This window comes from Microbacterium sp. Marseille-Q6965 (genome assembly GCF_946151065.1).
Lineage (GTDB): Bacteria > Actinomycetota > Actinomycetes > Actinomycetales > Microbacteriaceae > Microbacterium.
The window spans coordinates 210,653-223,991 of the sequence record NZ_CAMGZA010000004.1 but is presented as its reverse complement, the minus strand read 5'-3'; the positions used below and the strand labels follow the sequence as shown (position 1 = coordinate 223,991).

Sequence of the window (13,339 nt, the reverse complement as noted above, 5' to 3'; positions counted from 1 at the left end):
TCCTCACGGCGGGGCGGATCCCCTCGTCGGTGAGCGTACCGCGGCGCCCTCGCTCAGCCGGGGAGCCTCGCCGTCGCCCGGCGCCCGCCCGGGCGTGTCGCGCGCTCAGTCGAGGAAGAGGGCGCGCAGGCGCCGCGTGGTGAACACGAGCCCCACCGCGATCATCACGGCGTAGTACGCGACGTGCCACAGCATGCCCGCGCTCAGCATGCCCGTCGTCAGGCCCCGCACGAGCTCGACGCCGTGCCACAGCGGGAAGGCCATGATGACCCCCTGCACCCAGTCGGGGTAGATGTCGATCGGGTACAGGGTGGCGCTGAACAGGAACATCGGCAGCAGCGCGAAGTTGATCCAGTCCATGTGCTGGAAGGTCTTCATGTAACTCGTGATCGCCATGCCGAGGCTCGCGAACCCGAAGGCCACGAGCAGCACGGCGGGCAGCGCGAGAAGAGCCGTCGGCGCGAGGTTGAGACCGAGCAGCTGCATGATCGCCATGAAGCCCGTGGCATAGAGCAGCCCGCGCAGCAGGGCGTACAGGATCTCGCCCAGCGCCACGTCGAGCGGTCCGAGCGACGTGGCGAGCATGCCCTCGTAGAGCCGGCCGTAGTTGAGCTTGAAGAAGACGTTCCACGTGGAGTCGTAGATCGCCCCGTTCATGGCCGACACGGTCAGGAGCGCGGGCGCGATGAACGCCGCGTACGGCACGGCTCCTCCCTGCGAGGTCTGCACCTCACCGATCAGGCCGCCCAGACCGATTCCCATCGAGGCCAGGAAGAACACGGGCTCGAAGAAGCCCGAGAGCACGATCACCCAGCTGGACGAGCGGGCCGCGATCAGGCCGCGCTGGACGATCGCCAGCGGGTTGCCCGCCCACAGGGCGCGTACGCCCGCTCCGGTCCGCTGCCGCGGCGGCGCCTGCACGGCCGTCACGACGCCAGCCTCCGGTGGAACATGCGCCACGCCAGCGCGATGCCGAGGGCGGCGAGCAGCACGAGGAACCCCGCGTGCAGCGCCGCCATTCCCGCGTCCATCGGCTTACCGTACGCCGCCGCGCGGCCGAGCTCCGACGCATGCCAGAGGGGCGAGACCCACCCGATCCACTGCAACCACACCGGCAGCGTCGCGAGCGGGTAGAAGGTGCCGGAGAAGAGGAACATCGGCATGAAGACGAAGCGCTGCACGAGCTGCAGCTGCCCGCGATCGTCCTCGAGCGAGGCCGCGAACGCCAGCATGGGACCGCCGTAGGCAATGCCCGCGAGCACGCCGATCGGCGCCATGAGCCACGAGGTCGCCATGCGCGTCGCGTCGGGGTGCAGCCAGGCGAAGAAGGCGAGCACGAAGACGAGATAGAACGCCACGGTCACGACCATGCGCGCCGACGCCGCCACGACGACACCGTTGGCGATCTGGCGGGGCGCCAGCGGTGACGCGCTGAAGCCGTAGAAGAACCGGCGCCACTTGAATCCCGCCAGCACGGGGTACGTGAACTCCTCGGCCGCGACGTTGAGCGCCGCGGTCATGAGCAGGGCCGGCGCGACGAACAGCAGATAGGGCACCGGCTCGCCGCCGTCGTCGATGGGCACCTGGATGAGGGCCGCGAGCCCGACGGCCAGGCCCAGCAGGTACAGGATCGGCTGCCCCACCGAGCCGACGAGGATCGTCCATCCGTACGCGCGCATCGCGCGGATCATGTGCTCCGCGACGTACCAGGTGCCGCGGGTGCGCGGCGCGCGCCCCCACGTCATCGCCTCGGCACGCAGCTCGTCGAGGTCGGCCGGGGCGGCCGCGGCGGGGTGTGCGGTCATTCGATCAGCGACCTTCCCGTGAGGCGCAGGAACACGTCCTCGAGGCTGGAGCGGCGCACGAGGCTCGTGATCGGCTCCAGACCCCGTGCCGTCACCTGCTCGAGCGCTGCCTCTCCGTCGGCGGCGTAGACGAGCACGCGGTCGGGCAGCACCTCGACGCGGTCGCCGATTCCCGCGATCTGTTCCGCGGCGGCGGCGTTGCGCGCGGAACCGAAGCGCACCTCGAGCACCTCACGGCTGGAGTGCTCGCGGATGAGCGACGCCGGCGTTCCTTCCGCCATGATGCGGCCCTTGTCCACCACGATGAGCCGGTCGCACAGCTGCTCCGCCTCGTCCATGTAGTGGGTCGTGAGCACCAGGGTGGTGCCGCGCTCCTTGAGACGGAACAGCCGGTCCCACAGCACGTGGCGCGCCTGGGGGTCGAGCCCGGTGGTCGGCTCGTCGAGAAGCAGGATGCGCGGGTCGTTGATGAGACCGCGCGCGATCGTGAGGCGGCGCTTCATGCCGCCGGAGAGCTGATCGACCTTCGACTTCGCCTTGTCCTCGAGCTGCGCGAACGCCAGCAGCTCGTCGGCCTTCTCACGGCACACCCGGCCGGGCAGCCCGAAGTAGCGGCCGTAGATGTAGAGGTTCTCCCGCGCGTTCAGCTCGCCGTCGAGATTGTCCTGCTGGGGCACGACCCCCAGCCGGGAGCGGATCTCGGGCCCGTGCCGGTCGGGGTCGAGGCCGAGGATCGTCAGCTCGCCGCCGGTGCGCGACGAGACCGCGCCGATCATGCGCATGGTGGTGGACTTGCCGGCCCCGTTCGGGCCGAGCAGGCCGAAGGACTCCCCCGGCGCGACCTCGAAGCTCAGCCCGTCGACGGCGACGAAGTCCGGCTTGCCCTTGATGCGATAGGTCTTGCGCAGCTCGGTGGCGGCGATGACGGCTGAGCTCACCCACCCGAGCGTAGCGGGCGGCGCCGACACCGCTGCGGGGCGGCGTGCCGGCCGCCGCAACGCGAAAGCGGCCCCCGGCCGAAGCCGGGAGCCGCTTTCAGGCGTTCACCTCGATCAGTTGTAGCTGCCGGGGGTGAAGTCGTCGGACGAGAACGCATCGAAGTCGACGAAGCCGTAGTCGCCCTCCGCGAAGGCACCGTCCGAGGCGAAGATGCGGTTGGGGTACCGCTCGCTCTTGGCCTCCTCCGTCGCCTCGACCACGACGTTGCGGTACTTCGCAAGGCCGGTGCCGGCGGGGATCAGCTTTCCGATGATCACGTTCTCCTTGAGGCCGACGAGCGGGTCGCGCTTGCCCTGGAGCGCCGCCTCCGTGAGGACGCGGGTGGTCTCCTGGAACGACGCGGCCGACAGCCACGACTCCGTCGCGAGCGACGCCTTCGTGATACCCATCAGCTCCGGACGACCCGACGCGGGGCGCTTGCCCTCGGCCACGGCCGCACGGTTGATCTCCTGGTAGCGCTTGATGTCCACCAGCTCACCGGGCAGCAGGTCGGTCTCGCCGTGGTCGACGACGGTGACCTTGCGCAGCATCTGGCGCACGATGACCTCGATGTGCTTGTCGTGGATCGGCACACCCTGCGAGCGGTACACGCCCTGCACGCCGCCGACGAGGTACTTCTGCACCTCGCGGGCGCCCTGCACGCGCATGATCTCCTTCGGGTCGAGCGTGCCGACCTGAAGGGGCTGACCCACCGTGACGTGCTGGCCGTCCTCGACGAGCAGCGTGGCGCGCTTCAGCACCGGGTAGACCTTGACCTCGTCGCCGTTGTCGGGCGTGAGGACCACCTTGCGGGACTTCTCGGTCTCCTCGATCGTGATGCGGCCATCCGCCTCCGCGATGGGCGTGGCGCCCTTCGGGGTGCGGGCCTCGAACAGCTCCTGCACGCGGGGCAGACCCTGCGTGATGTCGTCCGCCGAGGCCGATCCACCGGTGTGGAACGTACGCATCGTCAGCTGCGTGCCGGGCTCACCGATCGACTGGGCGGCGATGATGCCGACCGCCTCGCCGATGTCGACGAGCTTGCCGGTGGCCAGCGAGCGGCCGTAGCACTGCGCGCAGACGCCGACGGCCGAGTCGCAGGTGAGCACGGAGCGCACCTTGATGGACTCCACACCCGCCTCGACCAGGCGGTCGATGAGCACGTCGCCCACGTCGGAGCCGGCGGCGGCGAGGACGGTGCCGTCCTGCGCCACGACGTCGGTCGCGAGCGTGCGGGCGAACACCGAGTTCTCGACGTTCGCGTCCTTGACCAGCGTGCCGCTCGCGTCGAATGCCGCGATGGGGTACTCCAGGCCCTTCGAGGTGCCGCAGTCGTCCTCACGGATGATGACGTCCTGCGAGACATCGACGAGACGACGCGTGAGGTAACCCGAGTCGGCCGTACGGAGGGCCGTGTCGGCCAGACCCTTACGGGCACCGTGCGTGGCGATGAAGTACTCCGCCGCCGACAGCCCCTCGCGGTACGAGGAGATGATCGGGCGCGGGATGATCTCGCCCTTCGGGTTGTTCACCAGGCCTCGCATACCCGCGATGTTGCGGATCTGCAGCCAGTTACCACGCGCACCCGACGACACCATGCGGTTGATGGTGTTGTCCGACGGGAAGTTGTCCCGCATCGCCTTCTGGACCTCGTCCGTGGCCTCGGTCCAGACCTGGATGAGCTCCTGACGACGCTCGGCGTCGGTGATGAGACCCTTCGCGTACTGCGCGTTGACCTTCTCGGCCAGCTTCTCGTGCTTGGCCACGATCTCGCGCTTGTTCGGCGGCGTGAGCACGTCGCTGAGCGCCACCGTGACACCCGAGCGGGTGGCCCAGTAGAAGCCGGCGTCCTTGATCTTGTCGAGCGTCTCCGCCGTGACGACCTTCGGGTACTCCTCGGCCAGCTTGTTCACGATCTGCGAGAGCTTGCCCTTGTCGGCCTGCTCGCGCACGAAGGGGTAGCCCTTCGGCAGCTGGTCGTTGAAGATCGCCTGACCCAGCGAGGTGTCGACGAGGCCGTGCTGCTCGTAGCCCTCGGGCGCCTGGCCCTCGAGGAACGTCAGCCCCGGGATGCGGATGCGCACCTTGGCCTGCAGGTCGAGGGTGCCCTCGTCCTTGGCCAGCTGCGCCTCGGCGACCGAGCCGAACACGCGGCCCTCGCCCTTCGCACCCTCCTTGAGCGTGGTCAGGTGGTGCAGACCGATGATCATGTCCTGCGAGGGCAGGGTCACCGGGCGGCCGTCCGACGGCTTCAGGATGTTGTTCGAGGCGAGCATGAGGATGCGCGCCTCGGCCTGGGCCTCCACCGACAGCGGCAGGTGCACGGCCATCTGGTCGCCGTCGAAGTCGGCGTTGAACGCCGCGCAGACGAGCGGGTGCAGCTGGATGGCCTTGCCCTCCACGAGCTGCGGCTCGAACGCCTGGATGCCCAGGCGGTGCAGCGTGGGGGCGCGGTTCAGCAGCACCGGACGCTCGCGGATGATCTCCTCGAGCACGTCCCACACCTCGGGGCGCGTACGCTCCACGGCGCGCTTGGCGGCCTTGATGTTCTGCGAGTGACCGAGGTCGATCAGGCGCTTGATGACGAACGGCTTGAACAGCTCGAGCGCCATCTGCTTGGGCAGACCGCACTGGTGCAGCTTGAGCTGCGGACCGACGACGATCACCGAACGGCCCGAGTAGTCCACGCGCTTACCGAGCAGGTTCTGGCGGAAGCGACCCTGCTTGCCCTTGAGCATGTCGCTCAGGGACTTCAGGGCGCGGTTGCCGGTGCCCGTGACGGGACGACCGCGGCGGCCGTTGTCGAACAGCGCGTCGACGGCCTCCTGCAGCATGCGCTTCTCGTTGTTCACGATGATCTCGGGAGCCCCGAGGTCGATGAGGCGGCGCAGGCGGTTGTTGCGGTTGATGACGCGGCGGTACAGGTCGTTCAGGTCGCTGGTGGCGAAGCGGCCACCGTCGAGCTGGACCATCGGGCGCAGCTCCGGCGGGATCACCGGGACCACGTCGAGGACCATCGAGGCCGGGCTCATGCCCGTCGTCAGGAACGACTGCACGACCTTCAGCCGCTTGATCGCGCGGATCTTGCGCTGGCCCTTGCCCTCGGCGATCTGCGTGCGCAGCGACTCGGCCTCGGCGGCCAGGTCGAACTCGGCCAGGCGACGCTGGATCGCCTCGGCGCCCATGAGCGCGTGGAAGTACTGGCCGAAGCGGTCCTGCAGCTCCTGGAAGACGTCGTCCTCCGCCTTGAGCTGGCCGACCTCGAGGTTCCGGAACTCCTCCCACACGCGCTCCAGACGAGCGATGTTCTCGTCCGCGCGCTTGCGGATGGTCGCCATCTCCTTCTCGGCGGCGTCCTTGAGCTTCTTCTTCTGGTCGGCCTTCGCGCCCTCGGCCTCCAGGGCCGCGAGCTCGTCCTCCAGCTTCTGGAGGCGGTCCGCGATCTTCGCGTCGCGACGGTCCCCGAGGTTCTTGATCTCGAGGCGCAGGTTGTTCTCGTGGGTGGGGAGGTCGCGGTGACGGCCGTCCTCGTCCACAGAGATCACCATGTACGCGGCGAAGTAGATGACCTTCTCGAGGTCCTTCGGCGCCATGTCGAGCAGGTAGCCCAGGCGCGAAGGCACGCCCTTGAAGTACCAGATGTGCGTGACGGGCGCGGCGAGCTCGATGTGGCCCATGCGCTCGCGGCGGACGGAGCTCTTGGTGACCTCCACGCCGCAGCGCTCGCACACGATGCCCTTGAAGCGCACGCGCTTGTACTTGCCGCAGGCGCACTCCCAGTCGCGCGAGGGGCCGAAGATCTGCTCACCGAACAGACCGTCCTTCTCGGGCTTCAGGGTGCGGTAGTTGATCGTCTCGGGCTTCTTGACCTCGCCGAAGGACCAGCGACGGATGTCGTCCGCGGTGGCCAGGCCGATGCGAAGCTCATCGAAAGTGGTTGCGTCGAGCAATTGATGTCTCCTGTAGGAAATCTCTATATCGGCTGGCGGATCAGATCTCGTCGATCGAGGCGGACTCGAATCGGCTGGAGATGTTGATGCCGAGCTCCTCGGCGGCGCGGAACGCCTCGTCGTCGGTGTCGCGGAGGTTGATCGTCGTGCCGTCTGCCGAGAGGACCTCGACGTTCAGGCAGAGCGACTGCATCTCCTTCATGAGCACCTTGAACGACTCGGGGATGCCGGGCTCCGGGATGTTCTCGCCCTTGACGATCGCCTCGTACACCTTGACGCGGCCGAGGATGTCGTCCGACTTGACGGTCAGGAGCTCCTGCAGCGCGTACGCCGCACCGTAGGCCTCGAGGGCCCACACCTCCATCTCGCCGAAGCGCTGGCCACCGAACTGCGCCTTACCACCGAGCGGCTGCTGGGTGATCATCGAGTACGGACCGGTCGAACGCGCGTGGATCTTGTCGTCGACCAGGTGGTGCAGCTTCAGGATGTACATGTAGCCGACCGAGATCGGGGCCGGGTAGGGCTCGCCGGTGCGGCCGTCGAACAGCCGGGCCTTGCCCGAGCGGTCGATCAGGCGCTCGCCGTCGCGCGTGGGGAGCGTCGAGTCGAGCAGACCCGCGATCTCCTCCTCGGTCGCGCCGTCGAACACCGGGGTCGCCAGCTTGGTGCCGGGGGCGACCTCGCGGGCCTCCTCCGGAAGGTGCACGGCCCACTCGGGCTCGCCCTCGATCTTCCAGCCCTGCTTGGCGATCCACCCCAGGTGGGTCTCGAGCACCTGACCGAAGTTCATGCGGCCCGGGATACCCATGGGGTTGAGGATGACGTCGAGCGGCGTGCCGTCGGCGAGGAAGGGCATGTCCTCGACGGGGAGGATCTTCGCGATGACGCCCTTGTTGCCGTGACGGCCGGCGAGCTTGTCACCCTCGGTGATCTTGCGCTTCTGGGCGATGTAGACCACGACGCGGCGGTTGACGCCCGAGCCGAGCTCGTCGTCGCCCTCCTCGGCGTTGAACTCCTTGACCGCGATGACGGTTCCCTGCTCACCGTGGGGCACCTTCAGCGACGTGTCGCGGACCTCGCGGCTCTTCTCGTTGAAGATCGCCCGCAGCAGGCGCTCCTCGGCGCTCAGCTCCGTCTCGCCCTTCGGCGTGACCTTGCCGACGAGGATGTCGCCGGGGCGGACCTCGGCGCCGATGCGGATGATGCCGCGCTCGTCCAGGTCCTTCAGCAGCTCCGGGCTGACGTTGGGGAGGTCACGGGTGATCTCCTCCTTGCCCAGCTTGGTGTCGCGGGCGTCGACCTCGTACTCCTCGATGTGGATCGAGGTGAGGGTGTCGTCCTTCACCAGGTTCTGGCTGAGGATGATCGCGTCCTCGAAGTTGTGACCCTCCCACGACATGAACCCGACGAGCAGGTTCTTGCCCAGCGCCAGCTCGCCGTTCTCGGTCGACGGACCGTCGGCGATGACCTGGCCGGCCTCGACGCGGTCGCCGGCGGCGACGATGACGCGCTGGTTGTAGCTGTTGCCCTGGTTGGAGCGGTCGAACTTGCGCAGGAAGTAGTCCTGCGTGCCGCCCTCATCGAGCTGGACCGTGATGTAGTCGGCCGAGACCTCGGTCACGACACCCGGCTTCTCGGCGATGATCGAGTCGCCGGCGTCGACCGCCGCGTACGACTCCATGCCGGTGCCGACGAGCGGCGCGTCCGCCTCGAGCAGCGGCACGGCCTGGCGCTGCATGTTCGCGCCCATGAGGGCGCGGTTGGCGTCGTCGTGCTCGAGGAACGGGATGAGCGAGGTTCCCACCGACACCATCTGGCGCGGGGAGACGTCGATGTAGCCGATGTCCTCGACGTCGACGAGGTCGACCTCGCCGCCGCGCTGGCGGGCCAGCACGCGCTTCTCGGCGAACGTGCCGTCGGCGTTGAGCGCCGCACCCGCGTTCGCGATGTTGAAGTTCTCCTCGTCGGCGGCCGTGAGGTAGTCGACCTGGTCGGTGACCGTGCCGTCGATGACGCGGCGGTACGGCGTCTCGATGAACCCGAAGGAGTTGATGCGACCGAAGGTCGCGAGGCGACCGATCAGACCGATGTTCGGGCCTTCCGGCGTCTCGATCGGGCACATGCGGCCGTAGTGCGACGGGTGGACGTCGCGGACCTCGACGCCCGCGCGCTCACGGGACAGACCGCCGGGGCCGAGGGCCGACAGCGTGCGCTTGTGCGTGATCGACGACAGCGGGTTGTTCTGGTCGAGGAACTGCGACAGCTGCGAGGTGCCGAAGAACTCCTTGATCGCGGCGACGACCGGGCGCACGTTGATCAGGGTCTGCGGCGTGATCGCCTCGATGTCCTGCGTGGTCATGCGCTCGCGCACCACGCGCTCCATGCGCGACAGACCCGTGCGGACCTGGTTCTGGATCAGCTCACCGACCGCGCGGATGCGGCGGTTTCCGAAGTTGTCGATGTCGTCGACGTCGAGGCGCAGCTCGACCGTCTCGCCCTTGCGGACGCCCTCGAAGGTCTCGTCGCCGCGGTGCAGGCGGACGAGGTACTTGATCGTGGCGACGATGTCCTCGACGGTCAGCACCGTCTCGTTCAGCGGCAGGTCGACGCCCAGCTTCTGGTTGATCTTGTAGCGACCCACCTTGGCCAGGTCGTAGCGCTTGGCGTTGAAGTAGAAGTTGTCCAGCAGCGAGCGCGCGGCCTCAGCGGCCACCTGCTCGCCCGGGCGCAGCTTGCGGTAGATGTCGCGGAGCGCCTCCTCCTGCGTGAGGATCGTGTCCTTCGCGAGGGTCTCCTCGATCGACGCGATGCCGGCGAACTCGCGCTGGATGTCCTCGGTCGTCAGGCCGAGGGCCTTGAGGAACACCGTGACCGACTGCTTGCGCTTGCGGTCGATGCGCACGCCGACCTGGTCGCGCTTGTCGATCTCGAACTCGAGCCAGGCGCCGCGGCTGGGGATCACGCGGGCCGAGACGATCTCCTTGTCGGAGGTCTTGTCCGGCGTCTTGTCGAAGTACACGCCCGGCGAACGCACGAGCTGCGACACGACGACGCGCTCGGTGCCGTTGATGATGAAGGTGCCCTTGTCGGTCTGGAGCGGGAAGTCGCCCATGAAGACCGTCTGGGTCTTGATCTCACCGGTCTGGTGGTTCATGAACTCGGCCTCGACGTAGAGCGGGGCCGCGTAGGTCTTGCCGCGCTCCTTGCACTCCTCGATGGAGTACTTCTCGGGCTCGAGGTAGGGGTTCGTGAACGACAGCTGCATCGTCTCCGAGAGGTCCTCGATGGGCGAGATCTCCTCGAAGATCTCCTCGAGGCCGCTCTGCTCGGCGATGTCGGTGCGGCCGGCGGCCCTGGCCTCCTCGAGGCGCTGGCGCCAGGCGTCGTTTCCGACGAGCCAGTCGAAGGACTCGGTCTGCAGCGCGAGCAGATCGGGAACCGTGAGCGTGTCGCTGATCTTGGCGAACGAGAGGCGACTTGCGACGCGTCCGTTCTTGGGGGTGGTGGTGGATGCGGTCTTGCGCGCAGCAGCCAAGGGGATGACCTCCATGAGCCCGGTGAGGGCTACTAGATTCCTTGTCGACAGGTGAGGTGCGACCCGGATCCTCCGCCTCGATCCACCCGCCGTCATCTGCGGGGATCTTGAGGCGCCAGCCGACCACCATTTGAAGGCATGGGGGAATCCAGGGAGCGCAACTTCCAACTATAGGCGGCTCGACACGCGTTGTCCAGCGCTTCCTTGACGAAGGGTTCAACCTCCGGTATAAACCCGCTCCGCGACCGCCGCGCGTTCGGCCGGGGTCGCGGCGCCCGTGGTCAGGTCCGCCGCATCAGAGCGTGCGCGAGCAGCCCGGCGAGCAACGCCCAGAACGCGGCGCCGACGCCCCCGAGCGAGACGCCGCTGGCGGCCACCACGAAGGTGATCACCGCGGGGATGCGGCCGCGCTCCTCCGCCACCGCCTGGCGCAGCGATGCCGCGAGCGTGGGCAGCAGCGCCAGGCCGGCGACCGCGGCCAGCACGCCGGGCGCGACGCCGACGAGCGTGGTCAGCGCCGTCGAGAGCGCGGCGAGGGCGAGGTAGACGAGCGCCGCCACCCTTACGCCGCGCCAGCGCTGCGCCGGGTCGGGGTGCGCGTCGGGCGAGGCGGCGAGCGCGGCCGTGATGGCGGCGAGATTGATCGCGTGGCCCCCGAACGGGGCGCCGGCGATCGTGCCGACGCCCGTGACGACCATGCTCTCGCGCCAGGGCACGCGGTAGCCGTACGACGCGAGCACGGCCGATCCCGGAACGTTCTGCGATGCCATCGTCACGACGTACAGCGGCAGGGCGAGCCCGACCGCGGCCTGCCAGGTGACCGCGGGCAGGACGGGCTCGAGCACGGGCAGCAGGGGTCCGTCGACGCCGCCCCGCACAGCGGCCTCCACGCCGAGGACGACGAGACCCACCGCGAACGCCGCGGGCGACGCCCACGTGGGGGCGAACCGGATCAGCGCGAGCCAGACCACCACGATCGGGAGGATCGCGAGGGGGCGGTCGACGGCGGCGTGGACGGGCGCCAGACACAGGCCCACCAGCACCCCGGCGAGCATCGCCTGGGCGATGGGTGCGGGGATCGCCGCCACCAGGCGTGCCAGCGCCGGCCACAGTCCCGTGAGGGCGATGAGGACGCCGGCGAGCGCGAAGGCCCCCACCGCAGCGGGCCAACCACCCTCCGGTGCCGCGCCCGCCGCCAGCAGCGCGGCCCCGGGCGTGGACCAGGCCAGCACGACCGGCAGCCGGGTGCGCTGCGCGAGCCAGAGCATCCCGAGCGCCTGCGCGAGGCACAGCACGACCAGGCCCGATGCGGCTTGGGCCGGCGTGGCGCCCGCCGCCTGCAGGCCCGCCAGGACGACGGCGGACGAGCTGGCGAACCCGACCAGCGCCGTCGTGACGCCCGCCAACGCGACCCGCCCGCGTCCCGCGGAGGCAGCCTCATCCACCCGCGCCGCGGTCCTGTCCGTTCGATCCACGGGCCCAGGGTACGGGCGGCGCATTGCCGGCGGATGTCGTGGCCCCCGCGGGCGACGTACGCTCGACGGGTGGGCAGGCAGCGGCAGACGGATCGCGAGATACCGACGGCGCGCCTGTCGGACGGGCGGATCGCGCGCATCGTGCCCAGCGAGTTCGCGACCGGATACGAAGTGGACGTCGACGGCACGCCGCAGTCGCATGTCGACCCGTCCGATCCCACCCATCTGCACTTCGAGTACGTGGCGCGAATGGGAGCCGTCATCGACCTCCTGCCCGAGGGCCCGCTCACGGCGGTGCACCTGGGCGCGGGCGGCCTCACGATCCCGCGATACATCGACGCGACGCGCCCGGGCTCCCGGCAGCAGGTGATCGAACTCGAGCCCGCGCTCGTCGACCTCGTGCGCGAGGCGCTGCCGCTGCCGCGCGCGGCGGCCATCCGGATCCGCATCGGCGACGCCCGCGAGGGGCTCGCGCGGCTGCCCCAGGGCATGCGCGGGGCGGTGGATCTGCTCGTCTCGGACGTCTACTCGGGCGCGCAGACGCCCGCTCACCTGACGACGGTGGAGTTCTACCGCGAGGCGGCGGCGCTGCTCGCGCCCGGCGGCGTGCTGCTGGTGAACACGGCCGACGGTGCGGGCCTGGCGTTCGCCCGACGCCAGGCGGCGACGATCCGCGAGGTGCTGCCCGAGCTCGCCGTGCTGGCCGAGGTGCAGGTGCTCAAGGGGCGTCGCTTCGGCAACCTCGTCATGGCGGCCTCGGCCCGTCCGTTGCCGGTCGAGTGGCTGCCGCGGCTGATGGCGGCCGGCCCTCACCCGGCGAAGGTGGCGCACGGTGAGGAGCTGGACCGCTTCATCGCCGACGCGCGGCCGGCGGTGGACGGCGACGCGACCGATTCCCCGCGCCCCTCCTGGTCGCTCTTCGACCGCTGAGCCGACCCTCGGGCCCGGATTCGCGGCATGCCGCGTGCCCTGCCGCGGCGGCGGGGCGGCTCCCGCACACTGGAATGACCGAAGCGCGCGAAGGGAGTGAGGCGTTGAGCTACATCCAGGGATACGACCCCGACACCCTGCGCGAGATCGTCGACGTCGCGGCCTGCCGCGAGCGGTTGAGCGAGATCGGGCCGCAGCGCAGCCTGCCGGCGCTGCTCGAGCGGGTGTGGCTGCTCAAGGTGCTGGGTGAGCTCGATGAGTCCCTCGAGCTGTCGGAGCAGTCGGTGCGGGTGGCGCGCATGGCCGGCACACGCAAGGACCTGCTGCGCGCCCGGATCCTGCACGCCTCGGTGCTGACGGAGCGGCGCGCGCACGCCGCGGCCGAGTTCGAGCTGTCGACGTGCGCCGAGGAGGCGGAGGGCCAGGAGTGGCCCGGCATCACGGCCTTCGCGCTGCAGCACCGCGGGCGCACCCGGTTCGACGCCGGAGACTTCGCCGGCGCCCGCTCCGACTTCAAGCGCGTGCTCTTCCTGCGGCAGGAGCTCGGTGCCGACGAGACGCAGCTCGAGGTGGCCATGTCGATGGTCGAGGCCGCCGAACGTCGTCGGGCTCACTCCCTCGCGAGCTGATCGACGCCGGAGCGGCCGTATGTCGGCCGCGCGGCAT

Annotated in this window: 8 protein-coding genes; 2 read left to right on the top strand and 6 right to left on the bottom strand. The window is 69.6% G+C overall.

What is annotated here, in order from left to right; translation table 11 throughout:
- Positions 1–105 precede the first annotated feature (105 nt).
- The 6 genes from N8N77_RS11690 to N8N77_RS11665 form a co-directional block, all read right to left on the bottom strand.
- Positions 106–930 carry an ABC transporter permease gene (locus tag N8N77_RS11690; protein ID WP_261167039.1) on the bottom strand — a complete coding sequence of 275 codons (825 nt, stop codon included), beginning with the start codon at positions 928–930 and terminating at the stop codon, positions 106–108.
- The gene (locus N8N77_RS11685; RefSeq protein WP_261167038.1) at positions 927–1,805 is read right to left on the bottom strand and encodes an ABC transporter permease; all 879 of its coding nucleotides are present in this window, start codon (positions 1,803–1,805) and stop codon (positions 927–929) included. The genes N8N77_RS11690 and N8N77_RS11685 overlap by 4 nt, the downstream gene beginning before the upstream one ends.
- A complete protein-coding gene (locus N8N77_RS11680; protein WP_261167037.1) occupies positions 1,802–2,743 on the bottom strand; it encodes an ABC transporter ATP-binding protein in 942 nt (313 codons plus the stop codon). The genes N8N77_RS11685 and N8N77_RS11680 overlap by 4 nt, the downstream gene beginning before the upstream one ends.
- A gap of 114 nt (positions 2,744–2,857) precedes the next feature.
- Complete coding sequence (gene rpoC / locus N8N77_RS11675) at positions 2,858–6,733, bottom strand: DNA-directed RNA polymerase subunit beta' (RefSeq protein ID WP_261167036.1); 3,876 nt, start codon at positions 6,731–6,733, stop codon at positions 2,858–2,860.
- Positions 6,734–6,773: 40 nt separating this feature from the next.
- Positions 6,774–10,268, bottom strand: a complete 3,495-nt coding sequence (locus N8N77_RS11670) for a DNA-directed RNA polymerase subunit beta (RefSeq protein WP_261167158.1) — start codon at positions 10,266–10,268, stop codon at positions 6,774–6,776.
- Between the two features lie 281 nt (positions 10,269–10,549).
- Positions 10,550–11,743 carry a benzoate/H(+) symporter BenE family transporter gene (locus tag N8N77_RS11665; RefSeq protein ID WP_314732529.1) on the bottom strand — a complete coding sequence of 398 codons (1,194 nt, stop codon included), beginning with the start codon at positions 11,741–11,743 and terminating at the stop codon, positions 10,550–10,552.
- A gap of 69 nt (positions 11,744–11,812) precedes the next feature.
- Here N8N77_RS11665 and N8N77_RS11660 point away from each other — a divergent pair, with 69 nt between their 5' ends.
- A complete protein-coding gene (locus N8N77_RS11660; RefSeq protein WP_261167035.1) occupies positions 11,813–12,673 on the top strand; it encodes a spermidine synthase in 861 nt (286 codons plus the stop codon).
- A gap of 104 nt (positions 12,674–12,777) precedes the next feature.
- Positions 12,778–13,302: a hypothetical protein gene (locus N8N77_RS11655; protein WP_261167034.1), complete on the top strand. Its 525-nt coding sequence runs from the start codon at positions 12,778–12,780 to the stop codon at positions 13,300–13,302.
- The last annotated feature ends 37 nt before the right edge of the window (positions 13,303–13,339 follow it).

Excerpts from the sequence above, each read along its gene's own strand:
- N8N77_RS11685 (WP_261167038.1), bottom strand. The coding sequence starts at position 1,805 with ATGACCGCACACCCCGCCGCGGCCGCCCCGGCCGACCTCGACGAGCTG.